22 protein-coding genes are annotated in these 22,379 nt (G+C 63.5%); 11 read left to right on the forward strand and 11 right to left on the reverse strand.

Going from position 1 to position 22,379, the window contains the following annotated elements; genetic code table 11:
* Window positions 1-78: 78 nt before the first annotated feature.
* Both adk and LPA36_RS05425 read left to right on the forward strand, forming a co-directional pair.
* Window positions 79-741: an adenylate kinase gene (gene adk, locus LPA36_RS05420; RefSeq protein ID WP_228875113.1), complete on the forward strand. Its 663-nt coding sequence runs from the start codon at window positions 79-81 to the stop codon at window positions 739-741.
* Between the two features lie 178 nt (window positions 742-919).
* Window positions 920-1,678, forward strand: a complete 759-nt coding sequence (locus LPA36_RS05425) for a 3-hydroxyacyl-CoA dehydrogenase (RefSeq protein WP_228875114.1) — start codon at window positions 920-922, stop codon at window positions 1,676-1,678.
* A gap of 110 nt (window positions 1,679-1,788) precedes the next feature.
* Here the strand turns inward: LPA36_RS05425 and LPA36_RS05430 are convergent, their stop codons facing one another.
* Together LPA36_RS05430 and murJ are read right to left on the reverse strand one after the other, a co-directional pair.
* A complete protein-coding gene (locus tag LPA36_RS05430; RefSeq protein WP_228875115.1) occupies window positions 1,789-2,640 on the reverse strand; it encodes a SirB1 family protein in 852 nt (283 codons plus the stop codon).
* Complete coding sequence (gene murJ, locus LPA36_RS05435) at window positions 2,637-4,187, reverse strand: murein biosynthesis integral membrane protein MurJ (protein WP_228875116.1); 1,551 nt, start codon at window positions 4,185-4,187, stop codon at window positions 2,637-2,639. Before murJ ends, LPA36_RS05430 begins: the two co-directional genes overlap by 4 nt.
* Before the next feature lie 614 nt (window positions 4,188-4,801).
* Here murJ and rpsT point away from each other — a divergent pair.
* Complete coding sequence (gene rpsT, locus LPA36_RS05440) at window positions 4,802-5,080, forward strand: 30S ribosomal protein S20 (RefSeq protein ID WP_090528310.1); 279 nt, start codon at window positions 4,802-4,804, stop codon at window positions 5,078-5,080.
* Between the two features lie 260 nt (window positions 5,081-5,340).
* Here the strand turns inward: rpsT and LPA36_RS05445 are convergent, their stop codons facing one another.
* Entirely contained in the window at window positions 5,341-5,682 is a 342-nt protein-coding gene (locus LPA36_RS05445) for a DUF3579 domain-containing protein (protein ID WP_228875117.1), read from the reverse strand.
* A gap of 441 nt (window positions 5,683-6,123) precedes the next feature.
* On the opposite strand from LPA36_RS05445, the gene argF reads away from it, so the two are divergent.
* Together argF and LPA36_RS05455 are read left to right on the forward strand one after the other, a co-directional pair.
* The gene (gene argF, locus LPA36_RS05450; RefSeq protein WP_228875118.1) at window positions 6,124-7,053 is read left to right on the forward strand and encodes an ornithine carbamoyltransferase; all 930 of its coding nucleotides are present in this window, start codon (window positions 6,124-6,126) and stop codon (window positions 7,051-7,053) included.
* Window positions 7,054-7,165: 112 nt separating this feature from the next.
* Window positions 7,166-8,392: an argininosuccinate synthase gene (locus LPA36_RS05455; protein WP_228875119.1), complete on the forward strand. Its 1,227-nt coding sequence runs from the start codon at window positions 7,166-7,168 to the stop codon at window positions 8,390-8,392.
* A 193-nt stretch (window positions 8,393-8,585) separates the two neighbouring features.
* Here LPA36_RS05455 and murB read toward each other — a convergent pair whose 3' ends face one another.
* Window positions 8,586-9,626: a UDP-N-acetylmuramate dehydrogenase gene (gene murB, locus LPA36_RS05460; RefSeq protein WP_228875120.1), complete on the reverse strand. Its 1,041-nt coding sequence runs from the start codon at window positions 9,624-9,626 to the stop codon at window positions 8,586-8,588.
* Between the two features lie 245 nt (window positions 9,627-9,871).
* Here murB and LPA36_RS05465 point away from each other — a divergent pair, with 245 nt between their 5' ends.
* Window positions 9,872-10,357, forward strand: a complete 486-nt coding sequence (locus tag LPA36_RS05465) for a YajQ family cyclic di-GMP-binding protein (RefSeq protein ID WP_228875121.1) — start codon at window positions 9,872-9,874, stop codon at window positions 10,355-10,357.
* A gap of 65 nt (window positions 10,358-10,422) precedes the next feature.
* On the opposite strand, the gene plsY is transcribed toward LPA36_RS05465, so the two are convergent.
* Both plsY and ybaK read right to left on the reverse strand, forming a co-directional pair.
* Window positions 10,423-11,058 carry a glycerol-3-phosphate 1-O-acyltransferase PlsY gene (plsY, locus tag LPA36_RS05470; protein WP_228875122.1) on the reverse strand — a complete coding sequence of 212 codons (636 nt, stop codon included), beginning with the start codon at window positions 11,056-11,058 and terminating at the stop codon, window positions 10,423-10,425.
* 109 nt (window positions 11,059-11,167) lie between these two features.
* Window positions 11,168-11,659: a Cys-tRNA(Pro) deacylase gene (gene ybaK, locus LPA36_RS05475; protein ID WP_228875123.1), complete on the reverse strand. Its 492-nt coding sequence runs from the start codon at window positions 11,657-11,659 to the stop codon at window positions 11,168-11,170.
* Between the two features lie 130 nt (window positions 11,660-11,789).
* Here ybaK and LPA36_RS05480 point away from each other — a divergent pair, with 130 nt between their 5' ends.
* On the forward strand, window positions 11,790-13,367 hold the full coding sequence (locus tag LPA36_RS05480; protein ID WP_228875124.1) for a class I adenylate-forming enzyme family protein: 1,578 nt from the start codon (window positions 11,790-11,792) through the stop codon (window positions 13,365-13,367).
* Between the two features lie 35 nt (window positions 13,368-13,402).
* Here the strand turns inward: LPA36_RS05480 and xerD are convergent, their stop codons facing one another.
* The 3 genes from xerD to queG all read right to left on the reverse strand — a co-directional run bounded on the left by xerD (window position 13,403) and on the right by queG (window position 16,207).
* Complete coding sequence (gene xerD, locus LPA36_RS05485; protein ID WP_228875624.1) at window positions 13,403-14,338, reverse strand: site-specific tyrosine recombinase XerD; 936 nt, start codon at window positions 14,336-14,338, stop codon at window positions 13,403-13,405.
* 32 nt (window positions 14,339-14,370) lie between these two features.
* The gene (locus tag LPA36_RS05490) at window positions 14,371-14,841 is read right to left on the reverse strand and encodes a methylated-DNA--[protein]-cysteine S-methyltransferase (RefSeq protein ID WP_228875125.1); all 471 of its coding nucleotides are present in this window, start codon (window positions 14,839-14,841) and stop codon (window positions 14,371-14,373) included.
* A gap of 100 nt (window positions 14,842-14,941) precedes the next feature.
* Window positions 14,942-16,207: a tRNA epoxyqueuosine(34) reductase QueG gene (queG, locus tag LPA36_RS05495; protein ID WP_228875126.1), complete on the reverse strand. Its 1,266-nt coding sequence runs from the start codon at window positions 16,205-16,207 to the stop codon at window positions 14,942-14,944.
* A 17-nt stretch (window positions 16,208-16,224) separates the two neighbouring features.
* Here queG and tsaE point away from each other — a divergent pair, with 17 nt between their 5' ends.
* Together tsaE and LPA36_RS05505 are read left to right on the forward strand one after the other, a co-directional pair.
* A complete protein-coding gene (gene tsaE / locus LPA36_RS05500; protein WP_228875127.1) occupies window positions 16,225-16,782 on the forward strand; it encodes a tRNA (adenosine(37)-N6)-threonylcarbamoyltransferase complex ATPase subunit type 1 TsaE in 558 nt (185 codons plus the stop codon).
* Window positions 16,764-18,296 (forward strand): N-acetylmuramoyl-L-alanine amidase, encoded by a 1,533-nt coding sequence (locus LPA36_RS05505; RefSeq protein ID WP_228875128.1) that lies wholly within the window; start codon window positions 16,764-16,766, stop codon window positions 18,294-18,296. The genes tsaE and LPA36_RS05505 overlap by 19 nt, the downstream gene beginning before the upstream one ends.
* A 94-nt stretch (window positions 18,297-18,390) precedes the next feature.
* Here the strand turns inward: LPA36_RS05505 and LPA36_RS05510 are convergent, their stop codons facing one another.
* Window positions 18,391-19,272: an EamA family transporter gene (locus tag LPA36_RS05510; RefSeq protein WP_228875129.1), complete on the reverse strand. Its 882-nt coding sequence runs from the start codon at window positions 19,270-19,272 to the stop codon at window positions 18,391-18,393.
* Window positions 19,273-19,509: 237 nt separating this feature from the next.
* On the opposite strand from LPA36_RS05510, the gene LPA36_RS05515 reads away from it, so the two are divergent.
* Together LPA36_RS05515 and trxA are read left to right on the forward strand one after the other, a co-directional pair.
* Complete coding sequence (locus LPA36_RS05515) at window positions 19,510-20,391, forward strand: pirin family protein (RefSeq protein WP_228875130.1); 882 nt, start codon at window positions 19,510-19,512, stop codon at window positions 20,389-20,391.
* Window positions 20,392-20,457: 66 nt separating this feature from the next.
* Window positions 20,458-21,306 carry a thioredoxin gene (trxA, locus tag LPA36_RS05520; RefSeq protein WP_228875131.1) on the forward strand — a complete coding sequence of 283 codons (849 nt, stop codon included), beginning with the start codon at window positions 20,458-20,460 and terminating at the stop codon, window positions 21,304-21,306.
* Between the two features lie 104 nt (window positions 21,307-21,410).
* On the opposite strand, the gene tcdA is transcribed toward trxA, so the two are convergent.
* Complete coding sequence (gene tcdA / locus LPA36_RS05525) at window positions 21,411-22,292, reverse strand: tRNA cyclic N6-threonylcarbamoyladenosine(37) synthase TcdA (protein WP_228875132.1); 882 nt, start codon at window positions 22,290-22,292, stop codon at window positions 21,411-21,413.
* Between the last annotated feature and the right edge of the window lie 87 nt (window positions 22,293-22,379).

Raw genomic sequence — 22,379 nt, forward strand, 5'->3', positions numbered from 1 at the left:
ACACGTTGAGTGAAGTTTTGCGGACATTCCGTCTGCGTCGCGCCACCACAGAATTCACATAGATCTGGAGATATCAGCATGCGTTTGATCCTGTTGGGCGCCCCCGGCGCGGGAAAAGGCACCCAGGCAAACTACATCAAGGAAAAGTTCGGCATCCCGCAGATTTCCACGGGTGACATGTTGCGCGCAGCCGTCAAGGCTGGCACGCCGCTCGGCCTTGAAGCGAAGCGCTTCATGGATGCAGGCGAACTCGTGACCGATGAACTCATCATCAACCTCGTGAAGGAACGTCTGCGCGAACCGGACTGCGCGAATGGCTATCTGTTCGACGGTTTTCCGCGCACGCTACCGCAGGCTGAAGCCATGAAGCAGGCTGGCGTCGCGATCGACTACGTGCTGGAAATCGACGTTCCGTTCGACGAGATCATCGTGCGCATGAGCGGTCGTCGCATGCATCCGGCGTCGGGCCGCACGTATCACGTGAAGTTCAATCCGCCGAAAGTCGAGAACACCGACGACGTCACCGGCGAACCGCTGATCCAGCGCGACGACGACAAGGAAGAAACGGTCAAGAAGCGCCTCGACGTATATGTCGCGCAGACGAAGCCGCTGATCCAGTACTACAACGACTGGGCAAGCCGCGGCGACGAAAACGGTCTCAAGGCGCCGGCATACCGTCGCATCTCGGGCCTCGGCGCTGTGGACGAAATCCGTGCACGCGTGTTCGACGCACTGAAGTAAGCGCGTTCGCACGTCATAACAAGACCCGCCTTCATGGCGGGTTTTTTTATTGCGCCACGGACACGTCCCACCCGACAACCACCCGTCCGGACGGTTGCGACAAAATTGTCAGCGGCTACAATCGTCGGTCAACCCATACCAATGCGACCGGTCGACGGCCGGAACAACAGGAGCAGTCATGGACATTCGCGACAACGTATTTCTCATCACCGGTGGTGCATCGGGTCTCGGTGCGGCCACGGCGCGCCTCATCGTTGAAAACGGCGGCAAGGTGGTACTCGCCGACCTGAACGTGGACGCCGGCAACGCGCTCGCGAAGGAACTGAACGGCACGTTCGTGAAGTGCGACGTGAGCCGGGAAGACGACGCCACGCAGGCCGTCGCTGCCGCCACACAGGCAGGCACGCTGCGCGGCCTGATCAACTGCGCGGGCGTCGCGCCTGCCATCAAGACGGTCGGCAAGGACGGCCCGCATCCACTCGATTCCTTCGTCAAGACGATTTCGATCAACCTGATCGGCACGTTCAACATGATCCGCCTCGCGGCTGCGGCGATGTCGAAGAACGAGACGAACGCAAATGGCGAACGCGGTGTCATCGTCAACACGGCATCGGTGGCCGCGTTCGACGGACAGATCGGTCAGGCAGCGTACGCGGCCTCGAAGAGCGGCGTCGTCGGCATGACGCTGCCGATCGCGCGCGACCTGTCGCGCAACGCGATCCGCGTGATGACGATTGCGCCGGGCATCTTCGAAACGCCGATGCTACTCGGCATGCCGCAGGAAGTGCAGGACGCGCTGGGCGCGATGGTGCCGTTCCCACCTCGCCTCGGCAAACCGGCGGAATACGCGATGCTCGTCAAGCAGATTCTCGAGAACCCGATGCTCAACGGCGAAGTGATCCGGCTGGACGGCGCGATCCGGATGCAACCGAAGTAAGTGTTCTCGCGCGGCGTTCTGTTTTACGCCGCGTGTCCGCTGCAAAGAAAAACGCCTGCGATTTTCATCGCAGGCGTTTTTTCTGTCGTTGCAGAACACGAACCGCTCTATCAGTCGTGACCGTTATGTTGTGTGCGCTGGCGAAGCTCATGCAGTTGCGATTCGACGACGGTCGCGTCTTCCGCATCCGGACGATCGCCGAGATAGCGTTCGAGATCTTCCAGCGCCGGGCGCAGGTAATCGAGCCGCGCATACGCGAAGCCGCGATCACGCACTTCCTCGATGCTTTCCGGCAGCAGGATCACAAGTCGCTGCTGCACCGCGAGCAGCCGCTGCCAGCGTTCGGTCTGCAAGTACGTGCTCTTCAGATTGCGCAGCATGCGCGCGATGATCTCGCGACGCGTGGCCGGTTGCAGCAGCATACGCAACGCACGGCCAACCGATTCGCCGGCTTTCGCGACATACGGCTCCAGCATCTCGACCATTTCCGATTCCGACAGCGAATGCCCGGTTGTGGGATCGAGCATGACGTCACCATCGGGCGTCGTCACGCGCAGCAGGAAGTGGCCAGGAAACGAGACGCCGCGCACGGGCACGCCGATCTGGCTCGCCATCTCCAGATACAGCACGGCGAGCGAAATCGGAATGCCGCGACGACGCCGCAGCACCATGTTCAGATGACTGTTGTCGGGATCGTAATAGTCGTTGAGATTGCTGGCGAAACCCAGCTCGCGAAAGAAAAACCGGTTCAGGATGCCGACTTTCTGCTTGAGATCGGCATCTTCCGGCATGCGGCGCCGCAGACGCAGCACCAGTTCGTCTATCTCGGCGAGCGTGCCCGTCAGATCGAGATCGGGGTAAGCATCCTGTGCCAGCGACAGCGCCGCCTCAGTGAGCGGCAGGCTGTCGTCTTCGGCTACAAGCGTGCTGAAATAGTCGAGAACCCGCGTCGTCGTGATCACTTCACCCGCCTTCTGAAATACGCGTATTTGAACCCCATCAGCCAGAGCATACCGAAATATAGCGCGGCGAACAGAACGAGGCACGCGCCCAGCAACGCGATGCGGCGCACCGGCTCGGCATGCATGCCGATCCAGTCGAAACTGATTGCGAACCAGTGCATGACGCCCGCCATCACGAGGCACGCGCCGAGCAGTTGCACGAAGAAACGCATCCAGCCGCTCGACGGCATGTATATGCCGCGGCGGCGCAGCATCACGAAGAGCAGCGTCGCGTTCACGCACGAGCCGAGGCCGATGCTCAGCGTGAGCCCCGCATGCGCGAAAATCGGCACGAACACATAGTTGCTCAACTGCGTGACGATCAGCACGCCCACCGCGATTTTCACCGGCGTCTTGATGTCCTGCTTCGCGTAGAAACCGGGCGCCAGAATCTTGATGAGAATCAGGCCGATGAGGCCCACGCCATACGCCGACAGCGCGCGGCCCACCATCACGACCGAATTGCCGTCGAACTTGCCATAGTGGAAAAGCGTGGCCGTCAACGGCTCGGCGAAGAAGAAGAGCGCGATGGCGCTTGGCGCGGCCAGCAGGAACGTGACGCGCAGACCCCAGTCGAGCAGAGACGAATATTCGTGCGGGTCGGCGTCGACGTGCGCCTTCGAGAGACTCGGCAACAGGATCGTGCCGAGCGCGACGCCGAGCAGCGCCGTCGGAAATTCCATCAGCCGGTCGGCGTAGTTGATCCACGAGACAGCGCCCGGCCCGATATGCGACGCGATGTTCGTGTTGATGATGAGACTGATCTGCGACGCCGACACCGCGAACATCGCCGGCACCATTTTCGCGAGCACGCGCTTCACGCCGCGATGCGCGAGCGCACGCACCGGGTTCAGTCCGATGCGCGGCATCATGTCGATCTTTTTCAGACCAGGCAGTTGCACGAGAAACTGCAGCACGCCGCCTGCGATCACGGCCCACGCGAGCGCGTACACCGGCGTCTGCATGTGCGGCGCGACGAACACCGCCGCGACGATGAACGCGACGTTCAGCAGCACTGGCGCAAACGCGGGCAGGGAAAAGTTCTTGTACGTGTTCAGCACCGCCGACGCCAGCGACGTCAGCGAAATGAAAATGATGTACGGGAACATGATCCGCGTCATCGCGACGGCGAGCGGATACGCCTGCCCGTCGGCCCTGAGTCCCGATGCAACGACGTACACAACGAACGATGCGCCCGCGATCCCCAGCGCCGACAGGACGACCAGTGCCCACGCGAGCACGGTCGATGTCGCGTCGACGAGGGCCTTGGTGGCGTCGTGGCCCTGCTGGTTCTTGAACTCGGCAAGGATCGGCACGAAGGCCTGCGAAAACGCGCCTTCGGCGGAAATACGGCGCAGCAGGTTAGGGATGCGGAAGGCGACGTAGAACGCGTCGGTGAACTGGCTGGCGCCGAACGCTCGGGCGATCAACGTCTCGCGGGCCAGGCCGGTCACGCGCGACAGCAGCGTGAATCCGCTGACCGTCAACAGGGCTCGGAATAGATTCATGGGGCGCTTATTATACGGGTGTCGCTCACATCAGCGGACGACAGGACGAGCCGGAACGCGAGTCGGACCGATTCCCGCGAGGGACGTTCGCGAAATATTCTCCTGATGTGCGATTTTCGCGTGGTTCTGGCGCGGTGGAGCGACGGTTCACCGATGGGTTGTCGATGGATTGCTGGCGCTTCGCCGGCATCGCGCAGGCTGGCCGAACGCGGTAGTGCTTTCGCCGTACACGCGCCAGCAACCGTGTGCAGGTGGCGGATGTCCTTCGCCGCCAGGCCAGCGCCGGCGCGGCACGCGAGCCGATAGCCAGTTTCCGTTGCCACATGCCTGATTTTGTTGCTATAATCGCCGGTTTCGAGGCTCGCTCGGCCGTCGGATCGCGCCTTTCCCGGCATGATACGAACGGAGTGAACGAGGCCCGAACCGAAGCAGGTGCGCTTTTCGTCACTTTCGCGTATCTGCCGGTCCTGGGTCCGGGTCTTGAAGTCGGACCGGATCAGACTCAGTCGAACTCTTTTGCGCCTCTGGGCAATCGCTTCCAGAGGTTCGGATCAAAGCAGCGCCAACCCACTTGAAGGCTGGCACTGGAAACAGGAACAGGATAAGGAACCGTCATGGCAAATACCGCACAAGCGCGCAAGCGCGCCCGCCAGGCCGCCAAGGCCAACTCGCACAACTCGGCACTGCGCTCGAAGTTCCGTACCGCGATCAAGGCAGTCCGCAAGGCGATCGACGCCGGCGACCAGGCCAAGGCCGCTGAACTCTTCAAGGCATCGTCGAAGACCATCGACATCATCGCCGACAAGAAAATCGTTCACAAGAATAAGGCAGCTCGCCATAAGAGCCGCCTCGCTGCAGCCATCAAGGGTCTGCAAGCGCCCGCAGCGCAGTAAATCCGGTCAGCTCGCTTCGGCGGGCTACCTCCTGTTTCCGCTGCGTCATGAAAGCCCGCTCTGGCGGGCTTTTTTGTTTTCGCGCGCGAACAATGTCTACTGCCCAACCAATGCGCGGACCTCGTTGCCCGGCCGCAATCCGGCGCGTGACTGACGTAAAAAAACCCGCTTCGGCGGGTTTTTGTTCGCTCGGGCCTTGCGCCCTTGCCTGCTGTCGCGCGTTATCGCGCCAGCGAGGCCTGAAGTGCTACTCACTGCTGTTACGCGTTCTCTGCGGTCTTCTGCTGCGTGCCGTGATGCGCCGGCAGTTCGCACGCCTCCGTCACGACCAGATCATTGTCTTTCGCGAAATTCAGGACGAAATCAAAGGCCATCGGCTCGATGTCGCGCAGGCGCGAATCGAGGATCACAACCTTGAGATCGCCAATCAGCGTAGGACGTACGTACAGTGAGTACTGAAGGCGGGCGTTTGGCCCTTTCGCGCCGGGACCAAAACACGACATGACGCCGGCGAGCCGCTCCGACCAGTCGCTCGGACGGAACTTCCTTCCCTTCGACGTGATGCCCTGAATGAAATACTCGGTTGGAGGTGCTTCGGCCATGTAGGGATTCCTGTATGACTGCCCTGGGAAATGCGTGCCTTGCAGCGCGGCCTGTACAGGCCCTTGAGGCTGTCTGATGATCCGGGACGACGCGCGCAAATCGCGCCGTGACGCCCTGAAAACACGCCACCAGACGGAGAGCACACCACGCTGGAGGGGACTGCGTGACCCCACGTGCGCGAGCCGTAACCCGAAAGCTCGGCGCCCGCCTGCCGGGCATGGGAAAACCCTGAGATTATAGCGCAGCGGGTGCCTTTCCGCACTGCACACAAGCCGCCTGACCGAGGCGCAAGGATTGCGCTGCGCAAGCCCGCGCGCCCTCACCTGGCCGGCCGGCCGACTCGTCAAACCAGGCAAAATCCTTTATGCTGCATTGAGTTACCACAAACGACGGCGGCGCCGTCCGGCAATTCTGCCGGGTGAGACCGCCGTATTTGTTTCATGACCGCCAAGAAAATTCGTCATTATTTGCAGTTCAAGGATTTCTCGCTGGAAGACTACGAGTACGTGCTCGAGCGTGCCCGCATTCTGAAGCGCAAGTTCAAAAACTACGAGACTTACCATCCGCTGCACGACCGCACGCTCGCGATGATCTTCGAGAAAAACTCGACACGCACGCGCCTGTCGTTCGAAGCGGGCATCTTCCAGCTCGGTGGGCACGCCGTGTTCATGAGCACGCGCGACACGCAGCTCGGCCGCGGCGAGCCAATCGAAGACGCGGCGCAGGTCATCTCGCGCATGGTCGACATCATCATGATCCGCACGTTCGGCCAGGACATCATCCAGCGCTTTGCCGACAATTCCCGCGTGCCGGTCATCAACGGCCTGACGAACGAGTTTCACCCGTGTCAGGTGCTGGCAGATATCTTCACGTACTTCGAGCATCGCGGGCCGATTCGCGGCAAGACCGTCGCGTGGGTTGGCGATGCGAACAACATGCTCTACACGTGGATCGAAGCCGCACACATTCTCGGCTTCAAACTGCGCATTTCCACGCCACCCGGGTACAAGCTCGACCGCGCGCTCGTCGCAGCGGAGAGCGCGTCGAGCTGGCAGGAATTCGACGATCCGAACGAAGCCTGCGCGGGCGCCGATCTCGTCACTACCGATGTATGGACCAGCATGGGCTTCGAAGCGGAAAACGAAGCCCGCAAGCAGGCCTTCGCCGACTGGTGCGTCGATGCCGACATGATGGCGCGCGCGAATGCCGATGCGCTTTTCATGCACTGCCTGCCGGCGCACCGCGGCGAGGAAGTGAGCGCCGAGGTGATCGACGGGCCGCAGAGCGTCGTGTGGGACGAAGCGGAAAACCGTCTGCATGTGCAAAAGGCGCTGATGGAATTCCTGCTGCTCGGCAAGCTCAACCACTGAACGTGCCGTCCCAAAACCGCGGGTGCGCCCGCGGTTTAGTGTCAAAATAGCGTTTTTATGTGCCCGGACCCGCCGGCGCGCCCCGTTTTCCCGCTTTTTTCCAGAGTTCACCATGAGCGATATCAAGAAAGTCGTGCTCGCCTATTCGGGCGGCCTCGACACCTCCGTCATCCTGAAATGGCTGCAGGACAACTACGACGCCGAAGTCGTCACGTTCACGGCCGACATCGGCCAGGGCGAAGAGCTGGAGCCGGCGCGCAAGAAAGCCCTGCAACTCGGCATCAAGCAGGACAACATCTTCATCGAAGATCTGCGCGAAGAGTTCGTGCGCGACTACGTGTTCCCGATGTTCCGCGCCAACACGATCTATGAAGGCGAGTATCTGCTGGGTACGTCGATCGCGCGTCCGCTGATCGCGAAGCGCCAGATCGAGATCGCGCGCGCAACCGGCGCAGAGGCCGTTTCGCACGGTGCGACCGGCAAGGGCAACGACCAGGTCCGCTTCGAACTCGGTTACTACGCGCTCGAACCGGGCATCAAGGTCATCGCCCCGTGGCGCGAATGGGATCTGCTGTCGCGCGAAAAGCTGCTCGCGTACGCCGAAAAGGCCGGCATTCCGATCGAAATGAAGCACAAGCAGGGTGGCGCGCCGTACTCGATGGACGCGAACCTGCTGCACATCTCGTTCGAAGGCCGCCATCTCGAAGATCCGAAGGCCGAAGCCGAGCCGGATATGTGGCGCTGGACGGTCTCGCCGGAAGAGGCACCGGACCAGGCCGAATACCTCGACATCGAATACGAACACGGCGATCCGGTCGCACTCAACGGCAAGCGCCTCTCGCCGGCCGAAATGCTGACGGAATTGAACCGCCTTGGCGGCAAGCACGGCATTGGCCGCCTCGATCTGGTCGAGAACCGCTACGTCGGCATGAAGTCGCGCGGCTGCTATGAAACGCCGGGCGGCACGATCATGCTGAAGGCGCACCGCGGTATCGAGTCGATCACGCTGGATCGCGAAGTCGCGCATCTGAAGGACGACCTGATGGCGCGCTACGCCTCGCTGATTTACAACGGCTACTGGTGGGCGCCGGAGCGTCGTGCAATCCAGGTGCTGATCGACCATACGCAGGAAAAGGTCAACGGCTGGACGCGCGTGAAGCTCTACAAGGGCAGCGTGACAGTGGTGGCGCGTGATTCGAAGGAAACGCTGTTCGACAAGAACATCGCGACGTTCGACGACGACGGTGGCGCCTACAACCAGGCGGACGCCGGCGGCTTCATCAAGCTGAACGCGCTGCGTATGCGTATCGCCGAAAACGCGCGCCGCAAGCGCGGTTGAGGCAGCGCACCTCGACGGGTCGACCGGGCGCGAGCCGGGTGCCTGTCGCAGGCGTGAACCAAAGCCATGGCGGTGAGGTTCACGTCGAGGAAATAACGATGCGCTGCTGATCGCGCTTCGTCGAAAAAAAGCACCGGGAATGGATTCCGGTGCTTTTTTTACGCCCGTCTTTCTGCGCCAGCGAAAGCACGCGCTACAAACACACTGGCTCCGGCTCCAGTTCCACGCCGAACCGCGCGAGTACATCTGCCTGGATGGCCCGCGCAAGCGCGAGAACGTCAGCCCCCGTCGCGCCGCCGCGATTCACCAGCACCAGCGCCTGGCGGTCATGCACGGCCGCCGCGCCGATCGCGCGCCCTTTCCAGCCGCACTGGTCGATCAGCCAGCCCGCCGCCAGCTTCACCTGGCCATCCGGCTGACGATACGACACGACACCCGGCTCACGCTGCTTTAAGGCATCGAACTGCGTGCCGTCGATCACCGGGTTCTTGAAGAAGCTCCCCGCGTTGCCGAGTTCGAGCGGGTCGGGCAGCTTGGCCCGCCGCACGGCGACCACCGCATCGAAGATCGCCCGCGCATCCGGCTCGGCATCGCCCAGCCCGCGTGCCGACAGTTCACGCGCGATATCCGCATAGCCGGCGCGTGGCGCCCACGCTTTCGGCACACGGAACGTCACCGACGTAATCACGAACCGGTCCCGCCCTTCGCGCTTGAAGAAACTGTCGCGATAGCCGAAGCGACACGCGTTCGCGTCGAGTTCGACTGCTTCGCCGCTTGCCAGCTCCACCGCGCGCAGCGACGCGAAGCGCTCGCACATTTCGAGGCCGTACGCGCCGATGTTCTGGATCGGCGCCGCGCCGACCGTCCCCGGAATCAGCGCGAGGTTTTCGAGCCCCGGCAGGCCCTGCTCAAGCGTCCACGCGACGAATTCATGCCAGTTCTCGCCCGCCGCCGCCTCGACGTACCATGCGTCGTCGTCCTCGTGCACTACGCGCCGGCCGCGCAGCGCGACAAGCAGCACCAGACCGTCGAAATTGCCCGCCAGCACGACGTTGCTGCCGCCGCCCAGCACGAGGCGCGGCAAGCCCGCTGCGCGCGGATCGTTCACCGCTGCCAGCAGTTGCGTCTCGTGCTCGATGCTGCATGCGTAGCGCGCCGCCACGTCAAAGCCAAACGTGTTGTGCGCCTTGAGCGGAAAATGCGAGACGAATGAGGCAGGGGCGGCTTGAGGCATCGGAATGGCGGGTGAGCGGATTAATCGTGCGTATTGAACGGGTGTAGCATCGGCGCGCCGCACAGACCTGCGACACGCGCGGCAGTCAGGCAGAAACCGCTGAAGCCGCGCCGCTCACAATTGCGCAACGGCCTTGGGCAAATGGGGGCGGCGTCGGTAAAATGACACCGGTTCGTGATTATAGCGAGTGCGTCACGCGCGGCCTGCCGGTCGCGTCCGCCCCGCAGCACTATTGGGAGAATGCAATGCCATCGTTTGACGTTGTCAGCGAAGCCAACATGATCGAAGTCAAGAACGCGATCGAGCAGTCCAACAAGGAAATTTCCACCCGCTTCGACTTCAAGGGCTCGGACGCCCGCGTCGAGCAGAAGGAGCGCGAACTCACCGCCTACGCCGACGACGACTTCAAGCTCACGCAGGTCAAGGACGTACTGGTCTCGAAGATGGCGAAGCGCAACGTCGACGTGCGCTTTCTCGACTACGGCAAGATCGAGAAGATCGGCGGCGACAAGGTGAAACAGGTCATCACCGTGAAGAAAGGCGTCTCGGGCGACCTCGCCAAGAAGATCGTCAAGCTCGTGAAGGACAGCAAGATCAAGGTCCAGGCGAGCATTCAGGGCGACGCGGTGCGCGTGACGGGCACCAAGCGCGACGATCTGCAAACTGCGATCGCGATGCTGCGCAAGGACGTCACCGATACGCCGCTCGATTTCAACAACTTCCGCGACTAGCCGCCGCGCAGCGTCACGGCACTACGCCGTTACGGCGGCTTCACGCGAAGCCGCCCGCCGCAAACTCAATGCGCCTTACCCGCAGGCGGCGCGTTGCCCTTTTTCTCGTCGCCGATGCGGCTTTCCTTGCCCGCGAGCAGCTTCGTGATATTCGCGCGGTGACGCCAGATCAGGAGCGCGCTCATCGCCAGCACGGCGAGCGCGATGATATTCGCGCCGAACAGGAACACGTCGAAGAGCGGCGCGAACACGGCCGCCACGAGCGCCGCCAGCGACGAATAGCGGAAGAAGAACGCGATGATCAGCCACGTGAGCGCGGTCGCGATGCCGAGCACCGGGTTAATCGCGAGCAGCACGCCAGCCGCCGTCGCCACGCCTTTGCCGCCCTTGAAGCGGAAAAATACCGGATACAGGTGGCCGAGAAACACGGCGATAGCGGCGAGCGCGATCGCGGGATCGTCGAGGCCGTAATGCGGGCCATAGTGGCTGGTGAGCCACACGGCAAGCCAGCCCTTGAATGCGTCGCCGAGCAGCGTCAGGATCGCCGCGAGCTTGTTGCCGCTGCGCAGCACGTTGGTCGCGCCGGGGTTCTTCGATCCATACGAGCGCGGGTCGGCGAGCCCCATCGCTGCGCTCACGATCACGGCAAACGACACCGAGCCGATCAGGTAGGCCAGGACGGCGACGATCAGGTTTTCCATGCTGGGAACTCTTCTTGTAGTGTGCCGGAAAGGCGAAGGGGAAGGCGCATATTCTACCGAACGCTGCCGGCGAAACATGCGCGGACGTCGCGCATTGCAGACACTGCCGTCAGTCGTCGATCGCGCATTGCACCGGCTTAGCCTGAAGAAGCCCGGTCACGACGTTCGGCGCGATGCTGACCAGAAACCCGCGCCGTCCGCCATTGAGCCAGATCGTGTCGAGTTCGAGAATCGACGATTCGATGTACACCGGCATCGCCTTTTTCGTGCCGAACGGCGACGTGCCGCCGATCAGATACCCTGAATGCCGGCTCGCGACTTCAGGTTTGCAGGGCTCGACGCGCTTGGCGCCGATCTGTCGCGCGAGATTCTTCGTCGATACGGTGCGGTCGCCGTGCATCAGGACGATCAGTGGTTTGGCGTGTTCGTCTTCCATCACGAGCGTCTTGACGACATGATGCTCGTCGACGCCCAGCTGGCGCGCCGATTCCGCAGTGCCGCCGTGGTCTACATATTCGTAAGGATGCTCGCCGAACGCGACGCCGTGACGTCGCAGAAACTGCGTCGCGGGCGTTTCGGAGACGTGTCTGGATTTGCTCATCGGCGCATTGTAATGGCGTCGCCGCGCGACAGCTATTTGCTCAAACCTGAATTGTGTGTGCCGCACGAATGTGGCACGATCGTTCGCAAATGTTCGCCGCCGCGCGCCGCGGCGGCACGAGGAGACAGCCGTGACGGCCAGCACCGCCCCGCATTCCGCCGCATTCGATATTCCCGCATTGCTCGCCTCGCTGCCTGCGCGCATCGCCGATATTCCGACGCTCGCGGCCGCGCGTGACCCGCATCGTGTCTCGCTGATCGAGGACGGGCGTCAGCTCACGCGCCAGCAGCTCGCGGATGCAGTCGGGCAGACCGCCGCGCAACTGCGCGATCTGGGGGTGCGCGCGGGCGACCGCGTAATGATCGTTGCGGAGAACAGCATCGTGCAGGTGGTGCTGCTGTTCGCCGCCGCAAGACTCGATGCGTGGGCGCTCGTCTCGAACGCGCGGCTTTCGGCGGCCGAGCTTGATGCGATCCGCGCGCATGCACAGCCGCGCGTAGTCGCTTACGCGGTCGATGCCTCTCCCGATGCGCGCGATCATGCGCAACGCCATGGCGCACAGGCGGCTTCTAAAGGCGTATCGGGCCAGACAATCGATATTGGCGCGTGGGGGTGTGTCGCCGATGCGAACGTGCACGCGGAACCCGTCGATACCGCCAGCGAAAAGCAGTGCGCCGCGCTCATCTACACAACGGGCACGACAGGCACTCCGAAAGGCGTGATGCTCTCGCACCGGAACCTGATGTTCATCGCGACCGTTTCAAGCACGCTGCGCCGCGTCGGCGCTGACGACGTCGTGTACGCCGTGCTGCCCATTTCGCATGTGTACGGCCTGGCTTCGGTGTGTCTTGGCAGCCTTTACGCAGGAGCCACGTTACGGCTTGCGTCGCGCTTTGCGCCGGAAGCGGTGCGTCACGCGCTCGCGCATGAGAACGTGTCGATCTTTCAGGGCGTGCCGGCCATGCACGCAAAACTGCTCGAACATCTGCAGACGCATGGCCACGCATGGTCGGCGCCGCGTCTGCGGTTCGCGTATTCGGGCGGCTCGCCGCTCGACGCGGCGCTCAAGGCGCGCGTCGAAAGCGTGTACGGCGTGACGCTGCACAACGGCTACGGCATGACAGAAAGCAGCCCGACCATTTCGCAGACGATGCTCGACGCGCCACGCGCGGACGTATCGGTTGGACAGGTGATTCCCGGCGTGCAAGTGCGCTTCGTGATGCTCGACGGCACAGAGGCGGCGCGCGGCGAAATCGGTGAACTGTGGGTGCGTGGACCGAACGTGATGCTTGGCTACTACGGCAACCCGGAGCAGACCCGCGCGACCATCACCGGGGACGGCTGGCTCAAGACCGGCGATCTCGCGCGCGAGGAAACGGATGGCACGCTCTCCATCGTCGGGCGCAGCAAGGAGCTGATCATTCGTTCGGGCTTTAACGTCTATCCGGCCGAAGTCGAGCATGTGCTGAACGCGCATCCGGAGGTCGTGCAGTCGGCGGTGATCGGACGCGCGGTCGAGGGCAATGAGGAAGTGGTCGCGTTCGTCGAACTCGTGGCCGGTGCCAAAGTCACGCCGGCTGAGTTGATCGGATGGTGCGGCAGGCGGCTCGCGCCTTACAAGCGCCCCGCTGAAGTGCGCGTGCTCGCGGCGCTACCGGCTGCATCGACGGGCAAGATTCTCAAGCACCGCCTTCGCGAGCTGACCTGAACGGACCCGAGCTTCGGGCCGCAACGTTATCCGCGCTATCCGCGCGGATGATGCATCGCGTGCAGCGACTTCAGACGCTCGCGCGCGACGTGCGTATAGATCTGCGTCGTTGAAATATCGGTGTGGCCGAGCAGCAGTTGCACGACGCGCAGATCGGCGCCGTGATTCAGCAGATGCGTCGCGAACGCGTGCCGCAGCGTATGCGGTGACAGCGGCGCGCGCACGTCCGCAGCCGCCGCGTGACGCTTGATGATGTTCCAGAACTGCTGACGCGTCATCCCTTCCGCGCGCGACGTCACAAAGAGCGCGTCCGTTGCGCGCGCACCAAGCAATGCGGGCCGCGCCTCGCGCAGATAGCGCTCGATCCACCCGTGCGCCTCTTCGCCGAATGGAATCAGCCGCTCCTTCGAGCCCTTCCCCATCACGCGCACGACACCTTCGTTCAAGCCTACTTCCACCGTTTTCAACGTGACGAGTTCCGTGACGCGCAACCCGCTCGCGTACATCAGTTCGAGCATCGTGCGGTCGCGCAGGCCGAGTGGCGTGTCGATATCCGGCGCGCCGAGGAGCGCCTCGACCTGCGCTTCGGTCAGCGTCGAAGGAAAACGCGGCGGCTGTTTCGCGGAGCGGATGCGCAGCGTCGGGTCGGCGCTCGCGCGGTGCTCGCGCACGGCCCACCCGTAATAGCGGCGAAACACAGAAAGACGCCGGTTCGCAGAAGTCGACTTGTCCTTCTGCCGTGCCGCGCTGTACGCGCTCAGATCGGATTCGTTTGCGGTATCCAGCGAACCGTTGCGTGTGCCGGCGAGCCATCCGGCGAAGAGCTTCAGATCACGACGATAGGCGTCGAGCGTGTTGCGCGACAGACCGTGTTCGAGCCAGAGCGCGTCGCAGAACGCATCGATGGAGGCGCTGCTCGCGACGAAAAGCGGCGATTCGGCGGCTGCTTCTTCGAGAATGGTTTCGCTCATGCCTTTGGTGCGGTTCGTGCCGTTCGTGCCGGTCATGCGTAGGGGACACCTTCGTGAGCCAGCAGCCAGCGCTTGACCTTGCGGAAATAGCCGTCGTCGTCGTGATTCGCGAATCCGCCGATGCCACCCGACGCGACCACACGATGACACGGAATCACCAGCGGAAAATAATTCGCGCCGCACGCCTGTCCGACCGCGCGCGGCGCGCTGCCGATCTGTTTCGCGACCTGTCCATACGTACGCACGATGCCCGGCGGAATATCGCTGATCGCCTGCCACACGCGCCGCTGAAACGCACTGCCGACATTGGCGAGTGGCAGATCGAACGTCGCCGAAGCGCGCTCGAAATACCGTTCGATCTGCTCGACCGCTTCTTTCGCGAGCGGCGAATCCGGCTCGACGTTACGCACCGAATCGGGTAGATAGACGATCTCTCGCACGGCATTACCTTCAATGCGGATGCCGACCTTGCCGAACGGCGCATCCATGACTGCGTTGAACATGACTGCCTCCCTGCCGGTTCAGGTGCGGTGCGCCTTTGCGTTCGTTTCAGCGCGCACAGCGGCCGACCGCAATGGCGGAAACGATAAGATTGCCGCTACTTTACGCTGCTTCGAGCGCCCATTGCACGTGCTCGCGCACGATTGCCGATGCGTCGTCTGCCCGCTTGTGCAACGCGTCGACGATCGCCGCGCGGGCATCGGCGGAAACGCTCGCGCGATCCGCACGCAGCGCGTTGCCCATGCCCACCGCGAGATTGCGCAGCCACGATTCATAGCCGATGCGACGGATCGCGCTGCCCTGCATGCGCGTGTCGAAATCGTCGGCGCTCCACTCGAACAGTTCGACGAGCGTCGCGCGGTCGAGGCCGTGGCGCACGTCGAAATCGGCGACCGGCGCGGCCTGCGCGAACTTGTTCCATGGACACACCGTCTGGCAGTCGTCGCAGCCATACACACGATTGCCGATCAGCGGACGCAGGTCCTCTGGAATACTGCCTTTCAGCTCGATTGTCAGATAGGAAATGCAGCGACGCGCATCGACTTTATAGGGTTCGACGATTGCGCCCGTCGGGCAGGCATCGATGCAGCGCGTGCAACTGCCACAATGCGCACCCGGCGTTTCCGGGGCGCGTTCTGGCGCGGTTTGCGCATCGGTCGGCAGCGGCACATCGACGTAGATTTCGCCGAGGAAAAAGAGCGACCCCGCGTCGCGCTGAAGCAGCAACGTATGCTTGCCGCGCCAGCCGATGCCCGCCTTCTGCGCGAGCTCGATTTCGAGTACCGGCGCGGAATCGGTGAAAACGCGAAAGCCGAACGCGCCGATCTCCGCTTCGACTTTTTCGGCGAGTTGTTGCAAACGGTTACGCATCACCTTGTGATAGTCGCGACCGCGCGCATAGATCGAGACGACTGCCGCGGAGGGGTCCGAGAGGCGCTGGTTTTCCTGCACCCGCCAGTCGTAGATGGCCGGCTGCACGGCGCTTCCGGCGGAATCTGACGCAACGCCTGCGTGGCTTTCATCGCGCTTTCCTGCAAGCGTTTCGGCCGGAAGATAGGCGATTCGCGCGGTAATCACGCGTAGCGTGCCGGCCACAAGCTCGGCTGGCCTCGCGCGTTTCATGCCGTGTTTCGCCATATAATCCATCTCGCCGTGGCAGCCCGCTTCGAGCCATGCGGCGAGCCCCGCTTCGGCAGCCGTGAGGTCGGTATCGCTGATACCGACTGCACTGAAACCGAGTTCACGGCCCCACGTTTTGATGCGTTGCGCGAGTGCTTCCAGCGCCGCTTCATCGAAATGACGCACGGCACGCACATCGTCGTCAGACGCAGGCGTGCAGGATTCTGGGGGGTCCGGACTTCGGTTCATCACGCCATTTTACGAGAATGCCCGACCAGCCCGATCAAGCCATCACGCCCGCCGCTCCCGTCCTGCTCGAACGCCACTTCGCGCTCGCGGACGAAGCCGCCACCAGCGCATTCGGCGCGGGCTTCGCCAACGCCATCGACGGCGTACGCAAGGCAGCCGGCGAACACAGCGGCGCGCGCGCATTTCAGGGCTTGCAGGTGCAGTTGACGGGCGACCTCGGCGCGGGCAAGACCACGCTCGTTCGCGCCACACTGCGCGCGCTCGGTCACACCGGGCGCGTGCGCAGCCCGACCTATACGCTCGTCGAACCGTACGCGGTCGAGAGGCCCGATGGGGAACTTGAGCTGTATCACTTCGATCTCTATCGTTTTACCGATCCGGCCGAATGGGCCGACGCAGGCTTTCGCGAATACTTCGACAGCGGCGCGATCTGCCTCGTCGAATGGCCGCAACGCGCGGGCGCCCTGCTGGGCGTGCCGGATCTCGTCTTCTCGCTCGATGTGGAGGGCGAAGGACGCCTTCTCGTCGCGCGCGCATTCAGCGAATCAGGAAAGGCATGTCTCGAAAGATGTTGATCAAACCGTTCCGCTCGATCGAATCGGCTGCTACCGCCACGCATAACTGGCGCCGCCGGCAGATCCTGCGCGCGGGCGCGTCGACGCTCGTACTCGGACTCGTCGCGCCACGTCTTGCATGGGCAAGCTCGGTGCTCGGCGTGCGCGTCTGGCCCGCACGCGACTACACGCGCGTCACGATCGAATCGGACCAGCCCCTGCAGAACGCGCAGCAGTTGCTGCAAGCTCCCGACCGGCTCGTCGTGGATCTGAACGGGCTCGATCTCGACCAGGCGCTGCGCGATCTCGTCTCGAAGATCACGCCGAACGATCCGCAGATTCAATCGGTGCGCGTCGGGCAATATCAGCCGCACGTCGTGCGCATGGTGTTCGACCTGAAGGGTTCGGTGAAGCCGCAGGTGTTCACGTTGCCGCCCGTCGGCACGTACAAGTACCGGCTCGTGTTCGACCTGTATCCGGCCGTCGCGCCCGATCCGCTGATGGATCTGCTCGCGCAGACCGAGCGCAAGGAACAGAAGCTCAACGAAAACAGCGCGCCGCCCGCCACGCTGAGCGGCCCCGCCACGCCGCCGCCCAACGACAGCGACGCGTTCTTCCAGCACTATGCGCAGGAAAGCGGCCCGACAGCGGGATCGCCCGATGTGCCGCGTCCGCCCGCGCACCTCACGCCGACGCCCGTGCCGCGCCCGGCCATTCCGAAGCCGACGCAGCCGCCCACGGCCATCGCGCGCAACAACGACAGCGACGATAGCGACGACGACACGTACAGATTCACCGCACCGAAGTCAGGCAGGAGCAACACGGTGCGTCTGCTGACCGTTGCAATCGACCCGGGCCACGGCGGCGAAGATCCCGGCGCGATCGGCGGTGGCGGCACGTACGAAAAGCACATCGCACTCGACGTCGCGAAGAAACTGCGCGCGAAAATCGACGCCCAGCCGAACATGCGCGCCATGATGACCCGCGACGCCGACTTCTTCGTGCCGCTCAACGTGCGCGTGCAGAAGGCGCGACGCGTCGGCGCGGACCTCTTCGTGTCGATTCACGCCGATGCGTTCACCGATCCTTCCGCGCGCGGCTCTTCGGTGTTCGCGCTTTCCGAGCACGGCGCTTCGAGCGCGGCCGCGCGCTGGATGGCGAACAAGGAAAACGCGTCGGACCAGATCGGCGGCATCAATATCAAGTCGGACGATGCCAGCGTGAATCGCGCGCTCTTCGACATGTCGACCACGGCGCAGATCCGCGATTCGATGCGCTACGGCAACTTCGTGCTGAAGGAAATCGGCGACATCAACAAGCTGCACAAGGGATCGGTCGAGCAGGCCGGCTTTGCCGTGCTGAAAGCACCGGATATTCCGTCGATCCTCGTCGAAACCGCGTTCATCAGCAACCCGGACGAAGAGAAGCGCCTGAACGACGACGCCTATCGCGACCGCATGGCCGACGCGATCATGACCGGCATCAAGCGTTATTTCGCGGCCAATCCGCCGCTCGCGAAAAACCGCATGACGTAGCGCGCTTTTTGCGTCGCGCTGAAAGCATAACGGCCGCTTCGTGCGGCCGTTATGCTTTGCGTCTCGCCAGCATTCGCTGCTTGCGGGCAGGCGCTCAGCGCGCCGCCGCGAACCGTTGCACGACCCACCCACCGAACACGTTCACCGCAAGACCGGCCATGACGAGCGCGGCGCCCGCGATCTGCGCCTGCGACAGATGCTCATCGAGAAACAGCGACGCCGACGCCAGCCCGACAATCGGCACGAGCAGCGAGAACGGCGCGACCTGGCTGGCCGGATAGCGCGACAACAGACGGCTCCACAATCCATAGCCGAGCAGCGTCGCGATGAACGCAAGGTAGACAATCGCAAAGATCGACATGGCGCCGATACCCGTCAGCGCAGCGCCGATCCGCTGCGGTCCTTCGAAGTAATACGAGAGCACGAAAAACGGCACAGGCGGAATCAGGCTCGCCCACACCACGAGTCCGACCAGATCGACCTTCCCCACCTTCTTCGTGACGATATTGCCGAGCGCCCACGAAACCGCCGCACACAGTGTCAGCACAAAACCCGCGACGGTCATCGAATGGCCGCCCTGCATGCCGATCAGCGCGAGACCGGCGGCTGCGACCAGCAGACCGGCTACATTCTGCACACGCAACCGCTCGTGCAGGAACATCACCGCGAACAGCAGCGTGAAGAACGCCTGCGCCTGCAGCACGAGCGAAGCCAGTCCGGCCGGCATGCCGACGTACATCGCGGTGAAGAGAAACGCGAACTGTCCGAATGAGATCGTCGCGCCGTAAGCGAACAGCCAGCGCAGCGGCACCTGCGGACGTTTGACGAAGAACACGGCAGGCACGGCGGCGAGCAGGAAGCGCAACGCGCCGAGCAGCATCGGCGGCACGCCGTGCAGGCCCACCTTGATCACCACGAAGTTGATACCCCACGCGACTACGACGACCAGCGCCAGCAAAAGGTCCTTCGGCGACATTCCAGCTTCCTCTCGTTCCGGTTTCACTTCAGGTTTAGCTCTCCGAACTCCGGAGTTTAGCGGAGCGCGCCACGCAGGTTGCGAGGTGACGCGTGGCGCACATGTCCAGTCTTGCGCTTTTTCTGACGCCGTCGTGGCGCGCCGCGGCCGACGCGGGGTTCCGTCCAGCGGGCATCCGCCCCGCGCGGGCGTTAGAATGACCTGTCCCCTCAAACGCACCCGTCTGGAACCCACGCCATGTCCTCTTCGATCAAAGCGGTTCTCAAGCCCCATCTGCGCGACGTCGGCAGCCTCACGGTGCGGCGCGTGCTGCCCGCGATGGCGGCACGCCTCATCGGGCCGTTCATCTTCTTCGATCACATGGGGCCGGCTACGCTCGCGCCCGGCGTCGGGCTCGACGTCCGGCCGCATCCGCACATCGGTCTTGCAACCGTCACCTATCTGTTCGAAGGCGCGATCATGCATCGCGACAGCCTCGGCTCGGAGCAGAAAATCGTCCCCGGCGACGTGAACTGGATGACGGCCGGCCGCGGCATCGTGCACTCCGAGCGCACGCCCGACGAAGACCGCGGTCGCGGCCTGGCGATGCACGGCATCCAGACGTGGGTCGCGCTGCCGCTCGCGCACGAAGACGACGAACCGTCGTTCGAACATCACGCGGCCGCCACGCTGCCGGAGATCGAACGCAACGGCGTCACACTGCGCGTGATCGCCGGCACCGCGTTCGGTCACGCAGCGCCGACGACGACCTTCTCCGGCACGCTGTACGTCGCTGCATCGTTCACGCCGGGCAGCGCGTTCGCACTTGAACCCGAACACGACGAGCGCGGCGTCTATCTTGTGGAAGGCGATCTGCAGATCGACGGCGAGTCGCTCGAGGCCGGCCAGATGGCCGTGCTGACGCCGGGTGAAACGGTCACGCTCGCGAGCGCGAAAGGCGCAACCGTGATGCTCCTCGGCGGCGAAAAACTCGAAGGCGAGCGCTTCATCGAATGGAATTTCGTCGCAAGTTCGCGCGAGAAGATCGAGCGTGCAAAAACTGCCTGGACGAACCAGGACATGGGCCAGGTGCCAGGCGAGACGGAATGGATTCCGTTGCCCGAACGCAAGGCCCCCTGACCTGACATTGAATTCGGGATAAACGTCCCCACTTTGTTCCGAGACAGTTTTTCCGACGAGGACGCAATGGATACCACGCTGGCCACATTTGAAAAAGACGTGATCGCAGGCTCGACGCTCGCACCGGTGCTGGTCGATTTCTGGGCGCCGTGGTGCGGCCCGTGCAAGACGCTCGGGCCGATGCTCGAAAAGCTTGAAGCCGAATACGCAGGTAAATGGAAGCTCGTGAAGGTGAACGTCGACGAGAATCAGGAACTCGCCGCGCACTTCCAGGTGCGCAGCATTCCGCACGTCGTGGCGTTCGCCGATGGCCGCCCGGTCGACCAGTTCGTCGGCGTACTGCCGGAAGGCCAGTTGCGCGAGTTTCTCGATCGCCTCGTGCCGGATTCCGCCGATGCCGAACGCGGCAACGCACAGATCGCCATCGCCGAAGGGCGCCTGGAGGACGCGCACGATCATCTGAAGGCGGCCCTCGCGTTCGATCCAGGTTACGACGACGCACGTATGGACCTGATCGAACTGCTGCTCTCGGAGAACCGTTTCGACGAAGCGCGCAATGAGGTCGATCTGCTGTCGCCGAAAACGACGCAGGGCATCGACGCCCGCTTCAATGCGATCAAGACGCGGCTTGACGCCGTGGACGCCGCCGCCGACCTGCCGCCCACGGATGCGCTCGAAGCACGCGTTGCCGCGCAGCCGGACGATCTGGAAGCGCGCTTCGATCTGGCAAGCGCCTTCATCGCGCGACGCAAGTACGCCGAGGCGCTGGAGCAGCTGCTCGTCATTGTGCAGCGCGACCGCACGTTCCGCGAGGACATCGGCCGCAAGACGATGCTCTCGGTGTTCGATCTCGCGGCGCATCAGCAGGAACTCGTCGCGCAGTGGCGTCGCAAGCTGAGCGCGGCGTTGAACTGATCGACCGCGTCTGCATTTGCGTTCACAGCCGGCATCATAAAAAACGCGACCCACGGGTCGCGTTTTTTACGCGTGCGGCGCATCCGGCCGCTTCACACTGGCGATTACTTCGCGCTTGCCTGCTGGGCAAACGCGCGCAGCACGTGCGCGACCGCGGCGAATCCAAAACTCGCCGTCACGCACACGCTTGAGCCAAAGCCCGCGCAGTTGAGCCCGACCGGCCCGGTATGTCCCGGCGACGTGCTCACGTGCTCCGCTTCCTCGTCGATATCGCAGACGGCGGCTTCCGGGTAGATCAGCGGCTCGTCGGAATACACGGCGCTCACCTTGAACTTCGCCTTCGGACCGCGCGGAAAACCGTGCTGCTTGCGCAGCTGCGCGCGCACTTTCGAGAGCAGCGGATCCTGGATTGTCAGCGCAAGGTCGTCGATACGGATGCGCGTGGGATCGAGCTGACCGCCCGCGCCGCCGACCGTAATGAGCGGCAGCTTCTGCGCCACACACCAGGCGATCAGCGCGGTCTTCGTGCGTACGCTGTCGATCGCATCGACGACATAGTCGAAACCGCCGCCACCCAGCACCGACGCGAAATTGTCCGGCTCGATGAAGTCCTCGACGAGACGCACGTCGCACTGCGGATTGATCAGTTTGATGCGCCCGGCCATCGCCTCGACTTTCGGCTTGCCATAGTTGCCGTCGAGCGCGTGAATCTGCCGGTTCGTGTTGCTCTCGGCAACATTGTCGAGATCGATCAGCGTGAGCGTGCCGACGGCGCTGCGTGCCAGCGCCTCGGCGGCCCACGATCCGACGCCGCCGATACCGATGACCGCCACGTGCGCACGCTCGAACGCAGCCAGCGCCGGCACGCCGTACAACCGCGCGATGCCGCCGAAACGCCGGACGTGATCGGCGGATTCACGCCCGTCGATGCCGGTAGTAACATCGGGTGATGCGTCGGAAGGAACGGTTGCGTGCGGCGTGGACATGATCGGGGACCTGGCGGATACGGGCTTGAAACAGCGTGTGCTGCGTGGATGGCGGGTTGACATGCGGCCATGGCAGGCCGGACAGCG

This window comes from Paraburkholderia saeva (genome assembly GCF_907164555.1).
Lineage (GTDB): Bacteria > Pseudomonadota > Gammaproteobacteria > Burkholderiales > Burkholderiaceae > Paraburkholderia > Paraburkholderia saeva.